20 protein-coding genes are annotated in these 23,847 nt (G+C 68.1%); 8 read left to right on the top strand and 12 right to left on the bottom strand.

The genetic code is table 11. From position 1 onward, the window contains the following. Positions 1 to 369 (bottom strand): nitrite reductase small subunit NirD, encoded by a 369-nt coding sequence (nirD, locus tag AC3EF3_RS06185; RefSeq protein WP_488533742.1) that lies wholly within the window; start codon positions 367 to 369, stop codon positions 1 to 3. Between the two features lie 2 nt (positions 370 to 371). Next, positions 372 to 2,819 carry a nitrite reductase large subunit NirB gene (gene nirB / locus AC3EF3_RS06190; RefSeq protein ID WP_488531281.1) on the bottom strand — a complete coding sequence of 816 codons (2,448 nt, stop codon included), beginning with the start codon at positions 2,817 to 2,819 and terminating at the stop codon, positions 372 to 374. A gap of 65 nt (positions 2,820 to 2,884) precedes the next feature. Here nirB and AC3EF3_RS06195 point away from each other — a divergent pair, with 65 nt between their 5' ends. Then, the gene (locus tag AC3EF3_RS06195; protein ID WP_488531282.1) at positions 2,885 to 4,609 is read left to right on the top strand and encodes a bifunctional protein-serine/threonine kinase/phosphatase; all 1,725 of its coding nucleotides are present in this window, start codon (positions 2,885 to 2,887) and stop codon (positions 4,607 to 4,609) included. 6 nt (positions 4,610 to 4,615) lie between these two features. On the opposite strand, the gene AC3EF3_RS06200 is transcribed toward AC3EF3_RS06195, so the two are convergent. After that, entirely contained in the window at positions 4,616 to 5,872 is a 1,257-nt protein-coding gene (locus AC3EF3_RS06200; protein ID WP_488531283.1) for an MFS transporter, read from the bottom strand. 189 nt (positions 5,873 to 6,061) lie between these two features. Here AC3EF3_RS06200 and AC3EF3_RS06205 point away from each other — a divergent pair, with 189 nt between their 5' ends. Next, entirely contained in the window at positions 6,062 to 7,327 is a 1,266-nt protein-coding gene (locus AC3EF3_RS06205) for a type IV pili methyl-accepting chemotaxis transducer N-terminal domain-containing protein (protein WP_488531284.1), read from the top strand. A gap of 24 nt (positions 7,328 to 7,351) precedes the next feature. On the opposite strand, the gene AC3EF3_RS06210 is transcribed toward AC3EF3_RS06205, so the two are convergent. The 7 genes from AC3EF3_RS06210 to AC3EF3_RS06240 all read right to left on the bottom strand — a co-directional run bounded on the left by AC3EF3_RS06210 (position 7,352) and on the right by AC3EF3_RS06240 (position 14,792). After that, positions 7,352 to 7,810, bottom strand: a complete 459-nt coding sequence (locus tag AC3EF3_RS06210) for a chemotaxis protein CheX (RefSeq protein ID WP_488531285.1) — start codon at positions 7,808 to 7,810, stop codon at positions 7,352 to 7,354. Between the two features lie 10 nt (positions 7,811 to 7,820). Continuing rightward, a complete protein-coding gene (locus AC3EF3_RS06215) occupies positions 7,821 to 8,192 on the bottom strand; it encodes a response regulator transcription factor (protein WP_488531286.1) in 372 nt (123 codons plus the stop codon). Between the two features lie 11 nt (positions 8,193 to 8,203). Next, positions 8,204 to 10,312: an ATP-binding protein gene (locus tag AC3EF3_RS06220; RefSeq protein ID WP_488531287.1), complete on the bottom strand. Its 2,109-nt coding sequence runs from the start codon at positions 10,310 to 10,312 to the stop codon at positions 8,204 to 8,206. A 4-nt stretch (positions 10,313 to 10,316) separates the two neighbouring features. Then, a complete protein-coding gene (locus AC3EF3_RS06225) occupies positions 10,317 to 11,162 on the bottom strand; it encodes an ABC transporter ATP-binding protein (protein ID WP_488531288.1) in 846 nt (281 codons plus the stop codon). A 10-nt stretch (positions 11,163 to 11,172) separates the two neighbouring features. Next, entirely contained in the window at positions 11,173 to 12,036 is an 864-nt protein-coding gene (gene ntrB / locus AC3EF3_RS06230) for a nitrate ABC transporter permease (RefSeq protein ID WP_488531289.1), read from the bottom strand. A 13-nt stretch (positions 12,037 to 12,049) separates the two neighbouring features. Then, on the bottom strand, positions 12,050 to 13,360 hold the full coding sequence (locus tag AC3EF3_RS06235; RefSeq protein ID WP_488531290.1) for a CmpA/NrtA family ABC transporter substrate-binding protein: 1,311 nt from the start codon (positions 13,358 to 13,360) through the stop codon (positions 12,050 to 12,052). 238 nt (positions 13,361 to 13,598) lie between these two features. Beyond that, positions 13,599 to 14,792 carry a nitrate- and nitrite sensing domain-containing protein gene (locus tag AC3EF3_RS06240; RefSeq protein ID WP_488531291.1) on the bottom strand — a complete coding sequence of 398 codons (1,194 nt, stop codon included), beginning with the start codon at positions 14,790 to 14,792 and terminating at the stop codon, positions 13,599 to 13,601. A 65-nt stretch (positions 14,793 to 14,857) separates the two neighbouring features. Here AC3EF3_RS06240 and tsaD point away from each other — a divergent pair, with 65 nt between their 5' ends. Beyond that, positions 14,858 to 15,916: a tRNA (adenosine(37)-N6)-threonylcarbamoyltransferase complex transferase subunit TsaD gene (gene tsaD / locus AC3EF3_RS06245; RefSeq protein ID WP_488531292.1), complete on the top strand. Its 1,059-nt coding sequence runs from the start codon at positions 14,858 to 14,860 to the stop codon at positions 15,914 to 15,916. Here the strand turns inward: tsaD and AC3EF3_RS06250 are convergent. Beyond that, positions 15,909 to 16,613 carry a Crp/Fnr family transcriptional regulator gene (locus AC3EF3_RS06250; protein WP_488531293.1) on the bottom strand — a complete coding sequence of 235 codons (705 nt, stop codon included), beginning with the start codon at positions 16,611 to 16,613 and terminating at the stop codon, positions 15,909 to 15,911. The two genes, tsaD and AC3EF3_RS06250, sit on opposite strands and share 8 nt — an antisense overlap. A gap of 290 nt (positions 16,614 to 16,903) precedes the next feature. On the opposite strand from AC3EF3_RS06250, the gene AC3EF3_RS06255 reads away from it, so the two are divergent. Then, positions 16,904 to 18,052, top strand: coding sequence for a sensor histidine kinase (locus tag AC3EF3_RS06255; protein WP_488531294.1), 1,149 nt, complete (start codon positions 16,904 to 16,906; stop codon positions 18,050 to 18,052). 3 nt (positions 18,053 to 18,055) lie between these two features. Here AC3EF3_RS06255 and AC3EF3_RS06260 read toward each other — a convergent pair whose 3' ends face one another. Then, entirely contained in the window at positions 18,056 to 18,415 is a 360-nt protein-coding gene (locus AC3EF3_RS06260) for an Hsp20/alpha crystallin family protein (protein ID WP_488531295.1), read from the bottom strand. 151 nt (positions 18,416 to 18,566) lie between these two features. Here AC3EF3_RS06260 and AC3EF3_RS06265 point away from each other — a divergent pair, with 151 nt between their 5' ends. From AC3EF3_RS06265 to pnp, 4 genes are all read left to right on the top strand, one after another. Then, positions 18,567 to 19,841 carry a branched-chain amino acid ABC transporter substrate-binding protein gene (locus tag AC3EF3_RS06265; RefSeq protein WP_488531296.1) on the top strand — a complete coding sequence of 425 codons (1,275 nt, stop codon included), beginning with the start codon at positions 18,567 to 18,569 and terminating at the stop codon, positions 19,839 to 19,841. 10 nt (positions 19,842 to 19,851) lie between these two features. Beyond that, positions 19,852 to 21,015 (top strand): pyridoxal phosphate-dependent aminotransferase, encoded by a 1,164-nt coding sequence (locus AC3EF3_RS06270; protein WP_488531297.1) that lies wholly within the window; start codon positions 19,852 to 19,854, stop codon positions 21,013 to 21,015. An 85-nt stretch (positions 21,016 to 21,100) separates the two neighbouring features. Beyond that, positions 21,101 to 21,364, top strand: coding sequence for a 30S ribosomal protein S15 (gene rpsO, locus AC3EF3_RS06275; protein WP_488531298.1), 264 nt, complete (start codon positions 21,101 to 21,103; stop codon positions 21,362 to 21,364). 185 nt (positions 21,365 to 21,549) lie between these two features. Next, positions 21,550 to 23,847, top strand: coding sequence for a polyribonucleotide nucleotidyltransferase (gene pnp, locus AC3EF3_RS06280; RefSeq protein WP_488531299.1), 2,298 nt, complete (start codon positions 21,550 to 21,552; stop codon positions 23,845 to 23,847).

Raw genomic sequence — 23,847 nt, forward strand, 5'->3', positions numbered from 1 at the left:
TCACCTCTGCGGGCCGGCCTTGGGCGGCTCGACATCGATGGCCAGGGACGCGAGCTCCATCGGATCCAGCATCACCTGGCCGCCCTCGACGCGGCAGGCGAACTTCGTCGCGCAGCCTTCGTCGGGCGCTTTCGCGCAGCCGTCGTCGAGGCCGATCGTCCAGTTGTGCAGCGGGCACGCCACGCTGGTGCCGAACACGATGCCCTGCGACAGCGGCCCGCCTTTGTGCGGGCAGCGGTCCAGCAGCGCGAAGACCTGGTCCTGGTCGTTGCGGAACACCGCCACGGCCATGCCACGCGGGCGCGCGACGCGCCGGGCGCCCAGCACCGGGATGTCTTCCACCCGGCAAATCACGGTCCATTCGTTCATCTTCACGCTGTCTCCTCCACCGGCTTGATCGGAATGAACTGGCGCGTGTCCACCGCCGCCTTGTCGTGTTCGAACCAGGGATCGGGCTCGCCGTCGAGGCTGAACTGCAGCCGCTCCCAGAGAGCCTTGCGGCCCTCGTGGTCGTCGAGGATCCGTTGTTTCACGTAATCGAGGCCCACGCGGTGCACGTAATGCACCGTGCGCTCCAGGTACCAGCCTTCCTCGCGATAGAGCTGCAGGAACGCGCCGCTGTACTCCAGCACTTCTTCCGCGGTCTTCACCTTCACGAGGAACTGCGCGGCCTCGGTCTTGATGCCGCCGTTGCCGGCCACCTGGATCTCCCAGCCGGAATCGACGCCGATCACGCCGACGTCCTTGATGCCCGACTCGGCGCAGTTGCGCGGGCAGCCCGAGACCGCGAGCTTGACCTTGTGCGGCGCGTACATGCGCCACAGCGCGCGCTCGAGGTCCTTGCCCATCTGCGTGGAGTCCTGCGTGCCGAAGCGGCACCATTCGCTGCCCACGCAGGTCTTCACGGTGCGCAGGGCCTTCGCGTACGCATGGCCCGAGGGCATGCCGAGGTCCTGCCACACGCCTTGCAGGTCTTCCTTCTTCACGCCGAGCAGGTCGATGCGCTGGCCGCCCGTCACCTTCACCGTCGGGATCTGGTACTTGTCGACGACGTTGGCGATGCGGCGCAACTCGTCGGCCGTCGTCTCGCCGCCCCACATGCGCGGGATGACGGAATAGGTGCCGTCCTTCTGGATGTTGGCGTGGCTGCGCTCGTTGATGTAGCGCGATTGCGGATCGTCCTTGGCCTCCTTCGGCCAGGTGGAGATCAGGTAGTAGTTGAGCGCCGGGCGGCAGGTGGAGCAGCCATTGGGCGTGCGCCATTCCATGAACTTCATGGCGTCGGCGATCGTGAGCAGCTTGTTGGCCCTGATCGCGTCGCGCACCTCCTGGTGGCTGTGGTCGGTGCAGCCGCACAGCGCCTTCTTCTTGGGCGCCGCGGAAAAGTCGCCACCGGCCGTGAACATGATGATCTGCTCGACCAGGCCCGTGCACGAGCCGCAGGAGGCGCTGGCCTTCGTGTGCTTGCGCACCTCGTCCAGCGTGAACAGGCCCTTGTCCTTGATCGCCTTGCAGATCGCTCCCTTGCTCACGCCGTTGCAGCCGCAGACCTCGTCGGCGTCGGCCATGGCGGCGGCCTTGTTCTGGCCCTGGTGGCCGGCGTCGCCGATGTTCGATTCGCCGAACATCAGCTTGTCGCGCAGCTCGCTGACGTTGCGGCCCTCGCGCAGCAGCTTGAAATACCAGCTGCCGTCGACCGTGTCGCCGTACAGGCACGCCCCGACCAGCTTGTCGTCCTTGATCACCAGCTTCTTGTAGACGCCCCCGAAGGGATCGCTCATCACGATCTCCTCGCAGCCTTCACCGCCCATGAAGTCGCCCGCGGAGAACAGGTCGATACCGGTGACCTTGAGCTTGGTCGACGTGAGCGAGCCGGTGTAGCGGCCGATGCCGAACTGCGCGAGATGGTTGGCCGCGACCTTGGCCTGCTCGAACAGCGGCGCGACCAGGCCGTACGCGATGCCGCGGTGGCTCACGCATTCGCCGACGGCGTAGATGCGCGCGTCGGTCACCGTCTGCATCGTGTCGTTGACGACGATGCCGCGGTTGCAGTGCAGGCGCGCCTTCTCGGCCAGCTCCGTGCTGGGGCGGATGCCGACGGCCATCACGACCAGGTCGGCATCGACCACCGAGCCGTCCTTGAACTTCACCTGCGTGACGCGGCCGTCCGCACCGCCGACGAGCTCCTGCGTGTGCGCCCCGATCATGAACTTCAGGCCGCGCTCCTCCAGCGACTTCTGCAGCAGCCTGCCCGCCACGTCGTCGAGCTGTCGTTCCATCAGCCAGGGCATGACGTGGACCACGGTGACGTCCATGCCGCGCTTCATCAGGCCGTTGGCGGCCTCCAGGCCGAGCAGGCCGCCGCCGATCACCACCGCCTTCTTGTACTGCGTGGCGGCTTCGATCATCGTGTTCGTGTCCGCGATGTCGCGGTACGCGATCACGCCCTTCAAGTCCTTGCCGGGGACCGGCAGGATGAAGGGGTTGGACCCGGTGGCCAGCAGCAGCCGGTCGTATGTCTCCTCGGTCCCGTCTTCCGCGCGCACGACGCGGCGGACGCGGTCGATCTCGACCACTTTCTTGCCGGTGTGCAGCTTGATCTGGTTCTGTTCGTACCACTCCCACGAGTTCAGCACGATCTCGGCTAGCGTCTGCTCGCCCGCCAGCACGGGCGACAGCAGGATGCGGTTGTAGTTCGGGTGCGGCTCCGCGCCGAACACGGTGATCTCGTGCAGGTCGGGTGCGATCTTCAGCAGCTCCTCGAGCGTTCGCACGCCCGCCATGCCGTTGCCGATCATGACCAGTTTTGCCTTCTTCATGGCTGGACTCCTTCGATACGAATTTCCGTGCCTTCGCGATCCATTTCCACCGCTACGATCGCGGCATGGCTCTGGACGTGGACATCGGCTGGTACAGCGCGCGCGGCCCTCGCGAACACAACGAGGATTTCGTCGCCGCGCTGCGGCCGGCCGCGCAGGACGAGGCCCGCGGACTGATCGCGGCGGTCGCCGACGGCGTTTCCGGCGGCGGCGGCGGGCGCGAAGCAGCCCAGACCACCGTGATGACGCTGCTGCAGGATTACTTCGGCACGCCGGAAACCTGGGACACCAGCGTGGCGCTGGACCGCCTGATCGGCGCGCAGAACGCGTGGCTGGCGGCGCGCAATCGGCGCCGTCCGGACCAGGCGGCGATGACGACGCTCACGGCGATCGTGCTGCGCGGCCACAGCTGGACGCTCGCCCATGTCGGCGACAGCCGCGCCTGGCTGCTGCGCGACGGCCGGTGCGAGCCCATGACGCAGGACCATGTCTTCGACCATCCCGACATGCGCAGCCGCGTGACGCGCGCCGTGGGCCTCGACGAGCATGTGCATCCGGACTACGCCTCGGGCGAGCTGCGGCCCGGTGATGTGTTCGTGCTGACCAGCGACGGCGTGCACGGCGCGCTGCGCAGCGCGCAGCTGGCGGTGCTGCTGCGCGCGGGCAGCGGCGAAGCGCAGGCGGCGAGCGAAGCCCTGGTGCGCGCGGCCGTCGATGCCGGCACCCGCGACAACGCGAGCGCCCTCGTGATCAAGGTGCGCGAGCTTGCCAGCGCCGACCTGCCCGACGCCGTGCTGCGCGCGCGCAGCCTGCCTGCCGCACCGCGCCTGAAGGTCGGCGACGAGCTCGATGGATTCGTGATCACCGCGCTGCTGCGCGATACCGGTGTGCATCGCCTGTACCAGGCGCGTGCCGCATCGGGCGAGCTGGTGGCGATCAAGACCTTGCACGAGTCCCGCGCGAACGATCCCGAGGAGCGGGCCATGCTCGCGCACGAAGCCTGGCTGGGCCAGCGGCTCGCGCAGCACGTCGTCTCCGGTGGTGTCGGCGGTTTCGTCGCGGTGCGCGAACGGCCCGAACCCGGCGCGCTGTACATCGTCTTCGACTGGCACGGCGGCATCACGCTGCAGCAGGCGCTCGATCAGCGCCAGGCGTTCACGATCGCGCAGGTGGTCGACGGCGCGACGGCCATCGCACGTGCGCTCGGCCGGTTGCATCGGCTCGGCGTGGTCCATCGCGACATCAAGCCCGCCAACCTGCATCTGGGCGACGACGGCGCGTGGCGCATCCTCGATCTGGGCGTCGCCATCTCCGGACGCGAGAGCGCCGAACAGCGCCGTCTGCATGCCGGCACCCCCAGCTACATGAACCCCGAACAGTGGGACGAGGAGGGCGGCTCGGCCGGCGCCGGCGCGCAGAGCGATCTCTACGCGCTGGGTGTCACGCTGTACCAGTGGCTCACCGGCCGCCTGCCGTACGGCGAGATCGAGCCCTACCAGCGCGCACGCTTCAGGCGCGACCCGCGCGCGCCCTCGCGCCTGCGGCCTGACGTGCCGATCTGGCTGGACCATGTCGTGCTGAAGGCCGTCGCGCTCGATCCGAGGCAGCGCTTCGAAACGGCGGAGGAATTCGTGCTGGCCCTCGAGCGCGGCGCGTCCCGCCCGCTCGATGCCGCGCCGGCCACGCCGCTCGTCGCGCGCGATCCCGCGGCCGTCTGGAAGGTGGCGCTCGCCGTTTCGGCGGCGCTCAACCTCCTGCTCGTGTACTGGCTGCTGTTCCTGCCGCGCTGAATTCATTCAGGCGCTCCGTTCCCGGCCCAGCGGTGTGGACGAGGGCGCAGGCACCGCGCGGGCCCGGCCGCCCTTCTCGGCCCAGGTGCGGGTCCAGCGGATCTGCATCATCCGCATCACGACGAGCACCACCAGCGCGGCGATCGCGAAGGTCGCGAAGCCCCAGCTGTAGGCCCCCAGGTTCTGCCTGGAGGTGCCCATGATGTTCGGGACCAGCCCGCCGCCCAGCGCGCCGATCTCGCCGATCATCGAGCCGGCCACGGCCGTCGTCGTCGGCCAGCGCAGCGGCACCAGCTGGAACACGGCGCCGTTGCCCGCGCCCAGGGCCGCGAAGCACAGCATCAACAGCAGCGTGGTCGCCGCGAGCGAGCGATCGAGGAAGGCCGCGCCGAAGAGCGAACCCGCGACGACGAGCAGCACCACCGTCAGCGTGTTCACGCCGCCCCAGCGGTCGGAAATCCAGCCGCCGGCCACGCGCAGCGCCGCGCCCATGAAGGCGGCGAGCATCGTGAGCTGTCCCGCCTGCACCTTGCTCACGCCGAACTGGTCGAAGTAATAGGAGGGCAGAAAGCTCGTGAGGCCGATGAATCCGCCGAAGGTGACGGCGTAGATCAGGCTGAACGCCCAGCCGTCGCGCTCGAACAGGCAGGCAACGTGCTCGCGCAGGGATGCATGCTGGTCCAGGTCCTGAGGCTCGCGCGCGAAGACGATCATCACGGCCATGGGGATCAGGATGGCGAAGGCCGCGACGCCGTAGACCGTCTGCCAGCCCAGCCATTGCGCGAGCGGCGGCGCGATGAGCACCGACACCGCCGTGCCGACGTTGCCCGCCCCGACGATGCCCATCGCGAGGCCCTTGTGTTGCGGCTGGAACGAGCCCGCGCCCAGCGAGAGCGCCACGCCGAAGCTCGCGCCCGCGATGCCCAGCAGCACGCCCATCGCCAGCAGGTCGTTGAAGCTGTGGACGAACAGCAGGCCGAACAGCATCGCCACGCAGATCATCGCCATCTCGACCAGCGTGGCCCGCTTGCGGCCGATGTACTGGGCGAGCACGCCCAGCGGAAAGCGCATGAGGGCGCCGGCGAAGATCGGGATCGACAGCATCAGCCCCTTCTGCGCGGGCGTGAGGCCGTAGGTCTCGCTGATGAAAGGCGCCATCGCACCGTTGAGTACCCAGATCCCGCACGAGAAGCCGAAGTACAGGAACGCCGCGAAGAGCGTGGGTGCGTGGCCGGAGCGAAGAAAATGTCTGAACGTGCCCATGGTGTGTGTCTGGTCCAATGTCCGGGCGACAGACGCCCGAACCCCTTGCGGGGACTTGTCAGCACACACCGTCGTGCGCAAGACCGGCACTTCGATGCACGGTCCGGGTGCAGCGTCGCACCCGTCGATCCGAGTGATGCACGGAACGTGCCAGCGATTGCTGTTCTGCCTTGCCCTATGCTGTCGCACGTGACGACCGTTCTCCTGATCCAGCCGCCCGACGCGCCGGCGCCCACTCTCGCTGCCGACTTCGCCGCGGCCGGGTTTACCGTGCACGGACCGACCCCTTGCGCCGACATGGTGCGCGATGCGCTGCGCAACCACCCCGAGGTCGTGGCCTGCTGGCAGCCGCGCGCCGACCCCAGCCTCATAGAGGCGATGCGCATGCTGCAGGTGCAACGTCCGCTCGCCGTGATCGTTTTCACGCAGGACACGGACGCCGAATGGATGAGTCAGGGACTCGATGCCGGCGCCGACGCCTGGGTGGTGCAGGGCTACGCGCCTGCTCGCCTGCGTCCCCTGGTGCGCCTGGCCCAGGCGCGCCACGCGCGCGAGCGCAAGCTGCGGGGCGAGCTGGCGGACGTGACCGCGCGCCTGGAAGAGCGCAAGCTCGTCGACAAGGCCAAGGGGATCCTGATGCGCTCGCGGCAGATGTCCGAGGACGAAGCGTTCCAGCTGCTGCGCACCGCTTCGATGCAGGGCAACCAGCGCGTGGGCGAGGTGTCGCGTCACGTGATCGACGCGGCCCTGGTCGCCGGGGTGATGAATCGTGCGGGCCAGCAGCGCATGCTGTCGCAGCGACTGGTCAAGCTGTACGCGCTCGCGTGCAGCGGCACCGAAGCCGCGTCCGCGACGCTGCTGATGCGCCAGTCCGTCGCGCGCGTCGACGACAACCTCGCGGGCCTCGAGAAGGTGCTCTCCGCGGCGACCTACGGCGACCTGCTGGCCAATGCGCGCGTCGGCTGGCAGCCGTTCAGGCAACTGCTGTCGGCGCCGCCGCGACCCGAGGATCTCCCGCAGCTGGATCGGCTGGCCGAAGGGATGCTCGTGCAGGCCGACGCGCTGGTGGCCGCGCTGGAGGGCTCGGGCCTGGCGGCGACCGTGGGCGTGATCAACGTTTCGGGGCGGCAGCGCATGCTCTCGCAGCGCTACGCCAAGCTCGCCATGCTGCGCGCCGTGGCACCCGCCAGCGACCTGGATGAAGGCCTGCGATCGACCGCCGCGGCGTTCGAGCAGGGCATGGCGGCGCTGTCGGAGGCTCCCCTCACGAGCACGCAGATCCGTCAGGGCCTGGGCGACGCGCGCGATGGCTGGACGCGCCTGCAGGACGGCGTGCGCAGGGCGGGGAACCCGGCCGGGCAGCTGGCGATCGCCTCGGCCAGCGAAGAGCTGCTCGCATTGTTCGACCACCTGACGGACGCTTACGAGCACAGCCTGCAAGTCCTGTTGGGATGAGCCCGGGCCCCCCGCAGCGGGCGCTCAGGTGCGCTTCTCCATGTCGATCACCACCAGCGCGGGCTGGCGGTTCCAGCGCAGCGTGATGACGCAGGGGCGCTCGCGCACGCGCGCCCTGATGCCGGAGGTGCCGTGCAGCTTCATGGGCACCGAGATCTGCAGCGCCGGGCCGAGCGCGTTGCGCGCGTTGCCGCCGAGCGTGTTGGCGATTTCGCCGGCTGCGTCCAGCAGGTTGCCGTCCGACAGGTCGGTCTCGCCCTGCAGGATCAGCAGCTCGCGCAGGAGTTGCTGGGGCATCGAGACCATCACGTGCCCATGGTGCGAGCCCGAGAAGCTGACGATGCCGTTGAAGTCGAAGGCTTCGACGTTGCCCGTGTCCAGGAACGCCGACGTGATCTGCGGCTCCTCCTTCGTGGTGACCTGGAAGTAGCGGCGCACCGAATCCACGAAAAGCTTCAGTTCGATGTCCTGCGGGTCGTCCATGGCGCCGCCCTCAACGCAGGTCCGCGACTTCGAGCAGCGCGAGCCGCAGTTCGTCGTCGCTGAACGGTTTGGAGACGAAGCCGCGCGCGCCCAGCTTGAGCGCGGCGATGGCCGTGGACTTGTCGGACAGGGCACTGACCACCAGGATCTTCAGTTTCGGCTCGTTGCGCAGCAGCTGCGTGATGCACTGCACGCCGTCCATTTCGGGCATGGTGAGATCCATCGTCACCACATCGGGCCGGGTGGACCTGGCGATGCGCACGGCCTCCGCGCCGTTGCGCGCCAGGCCCACCAGGGTCACGCCCGGCATGCCGCCGCCTTGCACCACCCGCGAGATGCGCGAGCGGATCATGTTGGAGTCGTCGACGATCATGAGTCGCATGGCCTCACCATTCAGGCGAACTTGATGCGCAGCTCGGTGAACTGGCCGGGCGTGGAACTGAGCAGCATCCGCGCGCCGAGCTTCTGCACGTTGGCGTGCACGACGTCGAGCCCCACGCCGCGGCCCGCGTGCATCGAGACGCCGCCGGCCGTCGAGAAGCCCGGCTTGAAGATGTGCGCGACGATCTGGCGGTCGTCGAAGCTCGCGAGCTGCTCGGACGTGTACCAGCCCAGCTCCAGCAGCTTCGCGCGCACGCGCTCGGCCACGAGGCCCGCGCCGTCGTCGCGCACGCACAAGGTCCATTCGTCTTCGCCGCGCAGCAGCTGCACGTCGACCTGGCCCGATTCGGGCTTGCCTGCCGCCACGCGGTCCCCCGGCTTTTCGATCCCGTGCACGACCGCGTTGCGCACCAGCTGCACGGCGATCTCGCGCACCAGGTCGGCCGCCTCGGGCTCCAGGTCGGCGATGCTGCCCACACGAACGGTGGCCGCGGCCTTCTTGCGTTCCTCGGCGGCAACCGTCCCGGCCAGGCGCACGAGCGCGGCGTTGATCGCCTCCGGTGCGGCGGGTGCCGCCTTGTGCATGCCGGTGATCGTCCTGAGTGCCGCGACGCGGCCGAGCAGCTCTTCCAGCGGCAGGGGCAGGGCGAGCAGCGCCGCGCCCACATCGCCGCCGGACTGGCGGATGCGCCGGATCTCGGATTCGAATGCATGCGCCTGCATCGCCAGCAGCTCGAGGCCGAGCGTGGACGCGTCGCCCTTGAGCGCGTGCATGCGGCGCGCGATCCCGTCGATACGCGACAGCACGGCGGCTTCGCCATGCGCGGACGACGTGCTGCGCATGATGTCGTTGACCTCGAGCAGGCTGGCCTCGGCGCGGGCGACGAACTGCCGCAGCAACGCCGGGTCGGCGTCCACGGCGTGCAGCAGCATCGCGAATTCCTTTTGCGACCGCTGGCGCTCGCCGTTCAGTTTCGCCTCGAGCTCGATGCGCTCGGAGATGTCCTGCACCGTCACCAGCAGGTGGCGAACGGCATCGCCTTCCTGCACGCGGTTGAAATGGAACGACAGGTGCCGTTTCGTCTCCTGCCCACGTCGGTTCTTCACCACCGCCTCCACCTCGGACAGCGGGTTGATGTCCTGCACCAGCGATTCCTTCACATGCGGCGAGAACAGCAACTGCACGTAATCGCGCGCGTCGTTCAGCGCCTTCTCGGACACCAGCGGCGCCAGCAGGCTGAAGAAGTTGTCGCCGCGCGCGAGGCGGCGGCCGAAGAGCTGGTGCGAGGACTGCGACAGCTGCGAGCCGAGCCTGAAGTCGGGCGTGATGAGGAACAGGCCTTCGCGCACGCTGGTCAGGATTTCGCGGTTCTCCTCGTTGGCGGCGTCGATCGCCGCGTCCGAGGTCCGCAGCCGGCGCAGGAACTTGAAGAGGATGAAGACGAAGTTCAGGAGCGCCAGGAGCACGCCCGCGGTCTGCACCATGCGCAGCGTGCTGGCGCGAGAGGCGCCCAGGGCCTGCGTCTCGGTCACGAAGTCGTTGGCGGTGTTGAGCAGCCGGATGTTGTTCGCCTGGCTGTAGGCGAGTGCCGCTGCCAGGTCGTCGAGGCTGAAGCCGTCCGTCATCAGCGGCTGCAGCGTCCGGTAGTACGGACCCCAGACCTTGTCGAGCGCCGCTTCCAGCTCGCGTCCGCGCGGCGAAGTCACGGCTTCGAGGTACACCGGCTTGCCGTCGCCGCCCGGAAGCGTCCCGCCCTCCTTGAAGGCGAGATGCGAGGTCTGCCAGATCTTCGTGCCGGCGCGCAGTTCGGCCAGCGTTTCGGGCTTGAACGATTTCCCCGACAGGCGCGCCGCGTCGAGCTCCAGCAGCGTGCGCGCGATGCGCTGCGAAACGTAGCGCTGCCGGCCGGCGAGGTTGATGGCCACCGTGTCCTGGTCGATCTTGAACGACGTATAGAAGTTCAGCACCAGCACGCCGATGTCGAACAGCAGGAAGAACGCGACCGCGATGATGATCTCGCGGTACTTTCCGAACGCGAAGCGCGATCGCGCGCTGCGGCGCACGGACGCGCTGTCGTGGGGTGGCGCTTCGGCGCCGGCGAGCGGCAGGACGGCGGCCATGGTGTTACGCGCGCAGCGCGACCCCCGCCTGGGGTGCCGGGCGCGCAGCAGCGCGCGCCGCGATCGGCTCGACCTTGCGCTGCTTCTCGTACAGGAACGACAGGATCTCCTGGCGGCAGTGGTTGTAGGTGGGATCCCCGGCCAGCGCGATGCGGTTGCGCGGGCGCGGCAGGTCGATGTCCAGGATCTGCCCGATCGTCGCCGACGGGCCGTTGGTCATCATCACCACGCGATCGGACAGCAGCACGGCTTCGTCCACGTCGTGCGTGATCATCAGCACGGTGTTGCCCAGTTCCGCCTGGATGCGGATCACCTCGTCCTGCAGGTGCGCGCGCGTGAGCGCGTCCAGCGCGCCGAACGGCTCGTCCAGCAGCAGCACCTTGGGCTCCATCGCCAGCGCGCGCGCGATGCCCACCCGCTGCTTCATGCCGCCGGAGATCTGCGAGGGCAGGCGGTCGAGCGCGTGCTCCATGTGCACCATCTCGAGGTTGTGCAGGATCCAGTCGCGCCGCTGCGCTTTTGTCTTGCTCTCGCGGAAGATCTTGTCCACCGCAAGCTCGACGTTCTGGTACACGGTGAGCCAGGGCAGCAGCGAGTGGTTCTGGAACACCACGGCGCGATCCGGCCCCGGCTCGTTCACTTCGCGGCCTTCCAGGATCACGCCGCCGTTCGTCGCCTTCAGCAATCCGGCGACGATGTTGAGCACGGTGGACTTGCCGCAGCCCGAATGCCCGATCAGCGAGATGAACTCGCCGCGCGCGACCGAGAGGTCTATGCCCTTGAGCACCGGGTTCGCCGTGGCACCCGTGCCGAAGACCATGTCGACATGCGAGAGGGTGAGATAGCCCATCGTGTTCTCCTCAGTTGGCGGCGGTGCCGCGCGTGACCTTGCGGCCGATCCACGCGACGATGCGGTCGAGCGTGAAGCCGACCAGGCCCACGTAGACGAGCGCGAGGATGATGTCGCTGATGCGCGAGCTGTTCCACGCATCCCAGATGAAGAAGCCGATGCCCACGCCGCCGATCAGCATCTCGGCGGCGATGATCGCGAGCCACGACAGGCCCACGCCGATGCGCAGCCCCGAGAAGATGAAGGGCGCGGCGGCCGGCAGCATGATCTTGCCGAAGTACTCGAGGCCGTTCAGGCGGACCACTTTCGCGACGTTGCGGTAGTCCTCGGGGATGTTGCGGACGCCGATCGAGGTGTTGATGATGATCGGCCAGATCGACGTGATGAAGATGACGAAGATCGCGGAAGGGTGGCCGTCACGGAAACCGGCAAGCGAGATCGGCAGCCACGCGAGCGGCGGAACCGTGCGCAGCACCTGGAAGATCGGGTCGAGCCCGCGCAGCGCCCAGGTCGACTGGCCCACCAGCACGCCGAGGCTCACGCCGGCCAGCACGGCGAGCGAGTAGCCGTAGGCGACGCGCTTCAGGCTCGCCAGCAGCTGCCAGGCGATGCCGACGTCGTTGCCGCCATGGTCGTAAAGCGGGTGCGCGATCAGCTCCCACGTGTCCTGCACCACCTTGCTGGGCGGCGGCAGCGCGGCGCCGGGGCGCGAGCCGAGTGCCTGCCAGACCACCAGCAGCACGCCGATGATGACCAGCGGCGGCAGCACGTGTTCCACGAAGCCGCGCCCGGTTTTCGCGATCGCCCGCGCCAGCGCTCCCGGACCGGCGGGCGCGGGCAGGGGCAGGGCCTCGATGATTTCCGCGTGGTTCATGCTCGGGCTCCCTTCAGGCGCTCTTGATGTACTTGATCGGCTGGCTGTCGAGGTACTTCTTCGGGTTCGCGGGGTCGAACACCTTGCCGTCGAAGAATTTCTCGATGCCGCGCGACGTGGACGTGGGGATGTCCTTCTTGTCCACGCCGAGTTCCGCGGCGGCGGCGCGCCAGATGTCCTCGCGGTTCACCTTGACGATCAGCGCCTTGGTGTCGAGGTTGGGCGGCAGGTAGCCCCAGCGGATGTTCTCGGTGAGGAACCACAGGTCGTGCGACTGGAAGGGATAGGAAGCCTGGTCCTTCCAGTAGCGCATCTGGAACTTGCTGTTGGATTCGACGCGGCCGGTGCCGTAGTCGAAGTCGCCCTTGATGCGATCGACGATGTCCTCCAGCGGCGCGTTGATCCAGCGGCGGCGCGAGCAGATCTCGGCGACTTCGGCCCGGTTCTTCGGGTCCTCGCACCACATCTGCGCTTCCATCACGGCCTTGACGAGCGCCTTCGTCGCATTCGGGTTCGCCTGCACGTAGTCGCCGCGCAGGGCGAGCGACTTTTCCGGGTGGTTCATCCACAGCTCGCTGGTGGTGAGCGCCGTGTAGCCCAGCTTCTGGTGGATGAGCTGCAGGTTCCAGGGCTCGCACACGCAGAAGGTGTCCATGCTGCCCACCTTCATGTTCGCCACCATCTGGGGCGGTGGCACCACGATGGTGTTGATGTCGCGGTTGGGATCGACCCCGCCGGCGGCCATCCAGTAGCGCATCCAGAGGTCGTGCGTGCCGCCCGGGAAGGTCATCGCCGCGTTCACGGGCTTGCCGGTCTTCAGGCGTTTGGCGAGCAGTGCCTTGCCGAAGGCCTTGTTGTCCAGGCCGATCTTCATGTCCTGGTACTCCTTCGCCACCGAGATCCCCTGGCCCCCGAGGTTCAGGCGGGCGACGATGTTCATCGGCACCTGCACCTTGTTCGCGGTCACCGCGCCCGTCGCGATCAGGTAGGGCATCGGCGTGAGGATGTGCGCGCCGTCGATGCCGCCCGCCTTCGAGCCGAGCACGAGGTTGTCGCGTGTCGCACCCCAGGACGATTGCTTCAGCACCTCGACTTCCGTCATGCCGTGCTTCTTGAAGAAGCCCTTCTCGTCGGCGACGAAGAGCGGCGCGGCGTCGGTGAGCGCGATGAAGCCGAGCTTGGCGGCCCTGGTCTCCAGCGCGGTCTGCGCGCGTGCGCGCACCGGCGTCAGCGCGCCGACCGCGCCGGCGGCGCCGAGCGCGGCCGCACCCTGGATCACCTGTCTGCGCGAGAGCTTCGCGGCCTGCATGTCTTCACGTTCCATGTCGAACTCCTCGAGTGCAAAAACAAAAGGCGCCCACCCTGGCGGCCGCGCGTTGCAGGCGCGGCTCGGGATGGACGCCGTTGTCCTGGGGCCCGGGCAGCGCCATTGCCGTCCGGGTCGATGGGAACCCCAATGCAGGGACCGTGCCAGCACGTTTCAGGGAGAAGACGCTTCACGACCCTGCGCTTCGCCCCGCGCACGTGCGGTGGGCACGCATTTTGTGCGTGGCGTCCTGCCGCTAGCGCCCGGGCAGCACATCGGCCATCGCGAGCACCGCTTCGGCGACGTCCGCGATGCGCCGCTTCTGGTTCATCGCCATCTGGCGCAGGCTGCGGTAGGCCTCTTCTTCGCTGAGGTGCCGGTGGGCCATCAGCACACCCTTGGCGCGCTCGATGAGCTTGCGTTCGTTGAGGGCCGAGCGCACCGTTTCGAGTTCGTCGCCCATCGCCTGCAGCCGCCGCGCCTGGTCGTTGACCAGGTCCAGCACCGAGCGTTCCAGCTGCGGCCCGATCAGCGACGGCGCGTCGGCGCTGCTGCTCGATTCGCGGTGCAGGCGCTGCAGCGTCGCTTCCTGGTCGCGCAGCGCCTCGCGCGCCTGGTCGATCTTGCGTTCGCACAGCGCCTTGAGGTGCCCGGCGAGCAGGTCTTCCACGCGCCGCATCGCGTCCAGCCGCGCGGTGCAGCACTCGTACCAGGCGTCGACCAGCGATTCGTCCACCGCCACGACGCCCAGCGAGTGGCCGATGCGGCGCAGGCGCTCGACCCGCACGACCACGCCATGGTCCTGGCTGCGGTGTTCGGCGGCCGCGAGCTGCGGGTCCGCGAACTCGTTGAACACGTCGAAGCAATGGTGCTGCTGCTCGATCAGGTGGCGCCACTGCTGCTGCCCGGCCGCGTCGATGCGGCCGCGCGCGAACACGGCCGCGCCATGCGCGCGCTCCTGCCCGGAATACTCCTTGCCCTGCATGAAGTGGAACATCGCCACCAGCGCGCGCGAGATCTCCGGGTCGCCGGCGCTGTCGGCGGCTTCGAACACGACGGCCAGCAGGCTGGCGATCAGGCGGCTGAAGGGCGCGGAAGCTTCCGGCGCGGCGATCGCGCGCGCCTCGATGCGCGCGCGCAGCGCCGGCAGGCCCTCCAGCGCGTCGAGCGTCACCGCGATGCGGTTGAACAGGCGCGCGCCGTGGCGCACCGTCGCCGGGTCGGCGGCGAGCGCTTCGAAGCTCGCCAGCACTTCGGCCTGCAGCGCGTCGCATTGGGGGACCTGCTCCATGCGCATCGCGGCGAAGCGTTCTCCATGCGAGGCGAGATAGATGTTGGAGGTGCCGCGCTCGCGCTGGATGCCGTGGACGAACCGGCCGATCGTGCTCACGAGCTCGCTCGTGGAGGCCAGCCGCTCGAGCTCGCCGATCTCGCACTGCCGGGCGGCCAACAGGAAACTCAACGCGGATGTCACCCAGGGCTTGCAGCAACAACCGTGCCTTAAACTCGTCGCAGATGAAAGTCCTGGGCATCGAATCCTCCTGCGACGAGACCGGCGTGGCGCTGGTGGAGGCGACCGCGTCGGGTGTTCCGAAGCTGCTCGCGGACGCACTGCACAGCCAGGTCGAGATGCACCGGGCCTACGGCGGAGTGGTGCCGGAACTCGCGAGCCGCGATCACATCCGGCGGGTGCTGCCGCTGGCTGAGGCCGTGCTCGAGAAGGCGCATGCGCAGGTGGAGGATGTGGACGTGGTCGCCTACACGCGGGGTCCCGGCCTCGCGGGCGCGCTGCTGGTGGGCGCGGGCGTCGCTTGCGCATTGGGTGCGGCGCTCGGCAAGCCGGTGCTGGGCGTGCATCACCTCGAAGGGCACCTGCTGTCGCCGTTCCTCTCGGCGGACCCGCCGGAGTTTCCTTTCGTCGCGCTGCTGGTGTCCGGCGGCCATACGCAGTTGATGCGCGTGGACGGCGTGGGGCGCTACGAGCTGCTGGGAGAAACCATCGACGATGCCGCGGGCGAGGCCTTCGACAAGACGGCCAAACTGCTGGGACTGGGCTATCCGGGCGGGCCGGCGCTGTCGAAGCTGGCGCAGCAGGGCGACCCCAAGGCGTTCAAGCTGCCGAGGCCGCTGATGCACAGCGGCGATCTCGATTTTTCCTTCGCCGGCCTGAAGACGGCGGTGCTCACGCAAGTGAAGAAACTGGGCGACGGCCTGGAGGCACGCAAGGCGGATCTCGCGGCATCGACGCAGGCGGCGATCGTCGAAGTGCTGGTGAGGAAATCCATCGACGCGCTGGAACGCAGCGCGATGAACCGGCTGGTCGTGGCCGGCGGGGTGGGCGCGAACAAGCTGCTGCGGAGCGAACTCGATGCGATGGCCCGGCGCCGCGGCGTGCGCGTGCACTACCCCGAGCTGCACCTGTGCACCGACAACGGCGCGATGATCGCGATGGCTGCGGCACTGCGCCTGCAGGCGGGCGTGGAAAAAGCCACCGAGGTTTACGCCTTCGACGTCCGGCCGCGATGGCCATTGAGCGAAGTCGTTCCGCCCGCCCGCGCAGCGAAGCTCACTTGAGCAGGCGGTCGTACTCGCCCTTGACCACGGCGTAGCACTCGCAGCAGCGCTTCTCCAGCAATGGACGGTCCAGCACCGTGATGTGCCCGCGCGAATAGCGGATGATGCCCTCGTGCTGCAGGCGAAGCGCGGCTTCCGTGATGCCACCCCGGCGCACGCCGAGCCTGTCGGCGATCATGTCCTGCGTCATCACCAGGTCCTGGCCCGGCAGGCGATCCAGGCTCATGAGCAGCCAGCGGCACAGTTGCTGCAGGACGGTGTGGTGGCGATTGCAGACGGCCGTTTGCCCCGCCTGGGTGATCAGCGCCAGGGCATAGCGCAAGAGGTGGTGCGCGAACTGGCCACCGGCCTCGAAATGCCGCTGGAGGACGTCGGCGGGGGCGCGCCAGGCGCGGCCGGCGGTTTGCACGAGCGCGTGGGTCGGCGCGGTCTGGCCGCCCATGAGAGAGTGGGTTCCCACGACGCCTTCCCGGCCGATCATCGCGATTTCCGTCGACGCGCCGTCCTTCAGCGTGTACATGAGCGAGACGATGCAGGTCGTGGGGAAGTACAGGTGCGTGATGCGACTGCCCGGCGCATGCACCACTTCACCGAGCGCAAGCTCGCAACGAGCGAGGTGCGGCTCGATCGCAGCCAGGTCCGCGGGTGGCAATCCTGCCAGCAGCTGGTTCGCCACGGGCGGTTCGATCGCCTCCATCATCCCTCCTGCATTCCAGCCGGATGGTGTACCTCTGCGTCAGCGGTTGCAACTCATTTGCTGCGGGGCGCCGGCCACATGCGGTTAGACCGCAGAAACAATCGCATCCGGATGAACACCAGCTTTCGACCCTTTCCAGCTCTGCCTATTCTGGCCTCGCGGAAGAGCATGCACAACGAAGGGCGGGAATTGATGTACATTTTTTCACAGGGCCCGGGCCGAATGTGCGGTAACGGACCGACGCCAGGCGACGTGCGACGCATCCTACAGGCAAGCTCGCGCGTTCTTACATGCATCTCCATTTTTCGGATCTTCTGGCCGCCGCCCGCCTGAAGTCGCAGGGGAACTTCCAGTCCTCCGCCGGCAAGGGAGGGTACGTACCGGTGCGGGCCAGCAGCATCGACGGCCGCAATGCCATGCAGGCATGCGAGTTGTTGTCGCGCCATCTCGCGCAAGGGGTGTGCCTCGCCGATGTCGTGGACGGTGGCCAGTTCCGTGTCGTCTTCGAGAATGAAGCATTCCGCCGGTTCGGCGGCCTGCCTGCGCTGGTGGGCTCGAGAACCGGGGAACTGATCCGGGGCGTGAGGCACGCGGATCCCGCCGCGGCACCGGCGCGAGTGCTCGGCGACAACGGGCTCGCGTTCCGGGCGTGGGCCTGCCCTCCGGCCGCAGGGGGCGCCATGCGCATCATGGTCCTGTGCGAGCCGCCGGACGACTCAGGCTCGAAGGCGCCGAACGCATCGGAGGCGCAGGGCGTCTTCCTCACGACACTGGGCCACGAGTTGCGCAACGGCCTTGCGCCGCTGCGCTATGCGGTGGATGTCCTGGGCGCGGGCGTCGGCCATTCATTTGCCAAGGCCAAGGCGCTGGCGGTCGCCCGGCGCCAGCTTCGCAACATGAGCCGTTCGGTCAGCGAGCTGATGGATGCGGCCAGGCCCCTGGGTGATCGCCTCCAGCTGAACCTGGCTCAAGCGGTCGCGCAGGACATCGTCGGCGACTCGGCGGCCGACTGCGAGGCGGAAGCCGCGCGCAGGCACGTGACGGTCACGGTGGAAATGCCCGAAGAGCCGCTCCGGTTGTGCGCGGACGAGGTCCGCCTCGACCAGGTGATGGCGAACCTGCTGGGCAACTCGTGCAAGTTCACGCCGCCGGGCGGCTGGATCCGCATCGGGCTTTGCCAGCAAGGCGGGCATGCGGTGATTACCGTGGCGGACAGCGGCGTCGGGATCGAGCCGGGCGAACTCCATTCGGTTTTCACGATGTTCCACCAGCAGCGGTCCAGCCGCGCCCTGTCGCCCGAAGGCTTCGGCATCGGACTGGCCGTGGTCAGGCGCATCGTGGAACTTCACGGCGGCACGGTGAGCGTCGCCAGCGAAGGCCCGGGGCGCGGCAGCACGTTCACCGTGGCCCTGCCGCTGGCCGGGCCGGCCGGGGCCTGAGCCTTACTTGACTTCGATCTTGCGCGACTTGTCGACCGGCTGCTTCTTCGCGAGCGCGAGGGTCAGCACCCCGTTCTCGAGTGCGGCGGTGGTCGCTTCGGCGTCGATTTCGGCCGGCAGTTCGTAAGCGGCCTTGTACTGGCGCTTGGCTTCCGCCCTGGTGGCGATCGTCACGACGGGGCCTTCGACGCTGATGTTCAGGTCTTCACGCACGACGCCGGGCAGATCCAGCGACAGCGTCCATGCCTTCTCGTCTTCCTTGACGTCGAAGCCGAGGGTGCTGAAGAAGCGTTCGAAGCTGCGGTCGAACGAACGGAACGACGGGGCAGCGGCGCGGGTGCGAAGAACCGGTGCGAAAAACATGGCGAACTCCTTGATGTCCTGATTTGCAACGGGCCCGGCACAGGTGCGTACCGACCGGCCCTTACACTGCGCGGCTTTCACCGTGATCGCCGCTTGCTTAGGAAGTTGCGCACGCGCTTCACTATTTCAAGAGTCCACCACCGCAGATCCCATGAGGAAAATCCTTCGACGCAACGTCTTGAAATCGCTGGCCGCGACGCTATGTGTGCCGGCCTTCGCTCACGCGCAGGCGCCCTTGCCCCCGGTGAGGCTGGCGCTGGTCGAGGGTCTCTCCGGCGGCAACGCGAACGGCGGCGAAGCCGTGTTCCGCAACCTGGTGTGGGCGGTGGAGCGCGTCAACCAGCGTGGGGGCGTGCGCACCGCGCAAGGCCCGCGCCTGCTGGAACTGGTCCGCTACGACAGCAAGGGCCAGATCGAGGAAGCGCTCGCCGCGATGCGTTCGGCCATCGACGACGGTGCGCGTTTCATCCTGCAGGGCAATTCGTCGGCGGTAACGGCGGCATTGATCGACGCCGTCAACAAGCACAACGAGCGCGAGCCGGATCGCCGCGTGCTGCTGCTGAACTACTCGGCCGTGGACCCGATCCTCACGAACGAGAAGTGCAGCTTCTGGCATTTCCGGTTCGACGCGCATGCCGACATGCGCATGGCGGCACTGATGTCGGTGCTGCGCGACGACCGGTCGGTGAAATCGGTGTACCTCATCAACCCCGACTACAGCTTCGGCCATGCCGTCCAGCGCGAAGCCAATCGCCAGCTGGCAGCGCAGCGGCCCGACGTGCAGGTGGTCGCGCAGGAGCTGCACCCGCTGCTGCGCATCAAGGACTTCGCGCCCTATGCGGCCAAGATCAAGGCCAGCGGCGCGCAGGCGGTGATCACGGGCAACTTCTCCAACGACCTCACGCTGCTCGTGAAGGCGGCGAAGGAAGCCGGCTACGAAGGCAAGTTCTACACGTTCTACGGCAACGCGCTCGGCGCGCCGGCGGCGATGGGGGAGGCGGGCATCGGCAGGGTGATCGCCGTGGCCGACTGGCTGCCCAACGTGCCCGGCGCGCAGAGCGAGGCCTTCTACCAGGCTTTCCACCAGCGCTACCCGAAGCCCGCCGACGATTACGTGCACCTGCGCATGCAGCTCCTCGTGGAAGCGCTGGCCCAGGCGATCGAGAAGGCGGGCGCCGTGCAGGCAGTGCCGGTGGCGCTCGCGCTCGAACGGGTTTCCGTGACCATGGCCGGCCAGACCGGCACGATGCGCGCGGCCGATCACCAGTTCCAGCAGCCGCTCGCCGTGGGCATCATGGACAGGGCCGGCACGCCGGGGGTGAAGTTCGACGTCGAGGGCTCGGGCTACGGCTTTCGCGTGATCCGGCAGCTCACGCCCGCGCAGGCCGAGATGCCCCACGGCTGCAGGATGGTTCGCCAGGACTGACAATCGGCGCATGCGCAGCGCCATCCTGAACCTCGAAGAATCCAAGATCCGCGAAGTCGCCAACGCCGGCATGGGACGCAGCGACGTGCTGGCGTTCTGGTTCGGGGAGAGCGACGAGGCCACGCCCGAGTTCATTCGCGAGGCGGCGATCGAGTCGCTGCGCAAGGGTGAGACGTTCTACGCCCACAACCTGGGCCTGCCGGAACTGCGGCACGCCATCGCGACGTACACGACGCGGCTGCATGGCAGTGTGAAGGGCGAGCGCATCGCCGTGACGTCCGGCGGTGTCAACGCGCTGATGCTGGCGGTGCAGTCGCTGGTGGATGCGGGCGATGAAGTGGTCGCCGTCACGCCGGTGTGGCCCAACCTCACGGCGCAGCCGCTGATCATGGGCGCGAAGCTCAAGCGGGTGTCGCTGGTGCCGAAGGCGGGCGCGTGGACGCTGGACCTGCAGCGACTGCTGGACGCGATCACGCCGGCCACGAAGCTGCTGATCGTCAACGCCCCGAACAACCCGACCGGCTGGACGCTGTCGCGCGCCGAGCAGCAGGCGATCCTGGACCACTGCCGCAAGACCGGGACCTGGATCCTTGCGGACGAGGTGTACGAGCGCCTCTACTACGAAGCGACTGCGAATTCCTGCGCGCCGAGTTTCCTGGATGCCGCCTCTGCCGATGACCGGCTGGTCGTGGCGCACAGCTTCTCCAAGAGCTTCCTCATGACCGGCTGGCGGCTCGGCTGGCTGGTGATGCCCGCGTCCATGACGCAGCACATGGGCAAGCTGATCGAGTTCAACACCTCCTGCGCCAGCGTGTTCACCCAGCGCGCGGCCCAGGTCGCGATGGAGCGCACGGACGAAGTCACGCCGCGCGTGGTCGCGCACCTGAAGTCCTGCCGCGACGTGCTCGTGCCGCAGCTGCAGGCGCTGCCGCAGGTGGAGGTGCAACCGGCCCAGGGCGGCATGTACGCCTTCTTCAAGCTCAGCGGCTACGCCGATTCGCTGGAGGTCGCGAAGCGGCTGGTCAAGGAGGCGGGGCTGGGCCTGGCGCCGGGCAACGCCTTTGCGCCCGAGGCGCAAGGCTGGCTGCGCTGGTGCTTCGCGTCGAAGGACATCGGGCGGCTGCAAGAGGGCGTGGGCCGGCTCTCCCGCTGGTTATCCGCCCGTCTGCTATGATCCACAGGTTCTGCATCCCGCGGAGCGCACGTAGAGGGCCGTTCCAGCCTCCTACGCAAGTCAATCTTCAAACAAGGAAACACCGATGACCGCCATCAACAAGGCCGAGATCGTCAAGGCCAACGCGCGCGGCGCCAGCGACACGGGCAGCCCCGAAGTCCAGGTCGCCCTGCTCACCGCCCGCATCAACGAACTCACCCCGCACTTCAAGACGCACGCCAAGGACCACCACGGCCGCCGCGGCTTGCTGCGCCTGGTGAACCGCCGCAAGAGCCTGCTCGCGTACCTGAAGGACAAGGACGCGGAGCGTTACACGGCGCTGATCGGCAAGCTCGGCCTGCGCAAGTAAGGCCGCACCCATGCAGGACGCCTGAGCTCGGCAGGTTCGCTGGCTCAGGCGTTTGCACATCGGAAGGCAACGAAGACGACCACGCGCTGTGTCATTCCAACAGGGGCCTGCGGCAGGCCCCTCCTGGAATGGCATCGTGTTCGCCGCTTCCAGCCTCCCACTCCAACCATAACCAGGAGCCGAACATGACCATGTTCAACAAAGTCACCAAGACCTTCCAGTGGGGATCCCACACCGTCACGCTGGAAACGGGCGAGATCGCCCGCCAGGCCTCGGGCGCCGTCATCGTCGACATCGAGGGCACCGTGATCCTCGCCACCGTGGCCGCCTCCAAGAGCGCCAAGCCCGGCCAGGATTTCTTCCCGCTCACCGTCGACTACATCGAGAAGACCTATGCCGCCGGCAAGATCCCCGGCAGCTTCTTCAAGCGTGAAGCCAAGCCGAGCGAGCACGAGACGCTCACCTCGCGCCTGATCGACCGCCCGATCCGCCCGCTGTTCCCCGAAGGCTTCTTCAACGAAGTGCACGTGGTGATCCACACGCTGTCGCTGAACCCCGAGGTAGACGCCGACATCGCCGCCATGATCGGCACCAGCGCCGCGCTGGCCGTCTCCGGCATCCCGTTCGCCGGCCCGATAGGCGCCGCGCGCGTGGGCTACGTCAACGGCGAGTACGTGCTGAACCCCGGCCAGACGGCCCGCAAGATGTCCGACATGGACCTCGTCGTCGCCGGCACGGAAGCCGCGGTGCTGATGGTCGAATCGGAAGCCCTGCAGCTGTCCGAAGAGGTGATGCTGGGCGCCGTGGTGTTCGGCCATGAGCAGGCCAAGGTCGCGATCAACGCCATCCACGAGCTGGTCCGCGAAGGCGGCAAGCCGGTGTGGGACTGGCAGCCGCCCGCCAAGGACGAGGCCTTCATCGCCAAGGTGAACCAGCTCGCCGACGAGAAGCTGCGCGCCGCCTACCAGATCCGCAGCAAGCAGGCCCGCACGCAGGCCCTGCGCGAGGCGAACGCGTCCGTGCACGCGGCGCTCAAGGCCGAAGGCGTCGAGTTCGACGCCGTCAAGGTCGACGAACTGCTGTTCAACGTCGAAGCCGGCATCGTCCGCAGCCAGATCCTGGCCGGCGAGCCGCGCATCGACGGCCGCGACACGCGCACCGTCCGCCAGATCGAGATCCGCACCGGCGTGCTGCCCCGCACCCACGGCTCGGCCCTCTTCACGCGCGGCGAGACGCAGGCGCTGGTCGTGACCACGCTGGGCACGGAGCGCGATGCGCAGCGCATCGACGCGCTGATGGGCGAATACGAAGACCGCTTCCTGTTCCACTACAACATGCCTCCCTTCGCGACCGGCGAAGTGGGCCGCATGGGCTCGACCAAGCGACGCGAGATCGGCCATGGCCGCCTTGCCAAGCGCGCGCTGGTCGCCGTGCTTCCGAGCAAGGACGAGTTCCCCTACACCATGCGCGTGGTGTCGGAAATCCTCGAGTCGAACGGCTCGTCGTCGATGGCTTCGGTCTGCGGCGGCTGCCTGTCGCTGATGGACGCCGGCGTGCCGGTGAAGGCGCACGTGGCGGGCATCGCCATGGGCCTGATCAAGGAAGGCAACCGCTTCGCGGTGCTCACGGACATCCTGGGCGACGAGGACCACCTCGGCGACATGGACTTCAAGGTGGCCGGCACGGCGACCGGCATCACGGCCCTGCAGATGGACATCAAGATCCAGGGCATCACGAAGGAGATCATGCAGGTCGCGCTGGCGCAGGCCAAGGAAGCGCGCATGCACATCCTGGGCAAGATGCAGGAAGCGCTCGGCGAGGCCAAGGCGGACGTCTCGAACTTCGCGCCGCGCCTGTACACGATGAAGATCAACCCGGAGAAGATCCGCGACGTGATCGGCAAGGGCGGCGCCACCATCCGCGCGCTGACCGAGGAAACCGGCACGACGATCGACATCGCCGAAGACGGCACCATCACCATCGCCTCGACCGAAGCCGAGAAGGCCGAACACGCGAAGAAGCGCATCGAGGAGATCACGGCGGAAGTGGAAGTGGGCAAGGTCTACGAAGGCCCGGTCACCAAGCTGCTGGATTTCGGCGCGCTCATCAACCTGCTGCCCGGCAAGGACGGCCTGCTGCACATCTCCCAGATCGCTCATGAGCGCGTCGAGAAGGTCAGCGACTACCTGAGCGAAGGCCAGGTGGTGCGCGTGAAGGTGCTCGAGACCGACGACAAGGGCCGCGTGAAGCTGTCCATGAAGGCGCTGCTCGAGCGTCCGGCCGGCATGCCCGAAGAGCAGCCGCGTGGCCCGCGGGGTGAGCGCGGTGACCGCGGCGAGCGCGGCGATCGTGGTGATCGCCCGCCGCGTGAGCACCGTGAGCCGCGCCCGCCGCGTGAGCCGCAGGGCGAAGGCCGCCAGGAACAGGCGCCGCGCGAGCCGCTGCCGCAGGTCGACGCGGTCGATACGCCGCCGCACCAGTGA

The sequence above is a fragment of the Ramlibacter sp. GS1-15 genome, assembly GCF_057785015.1.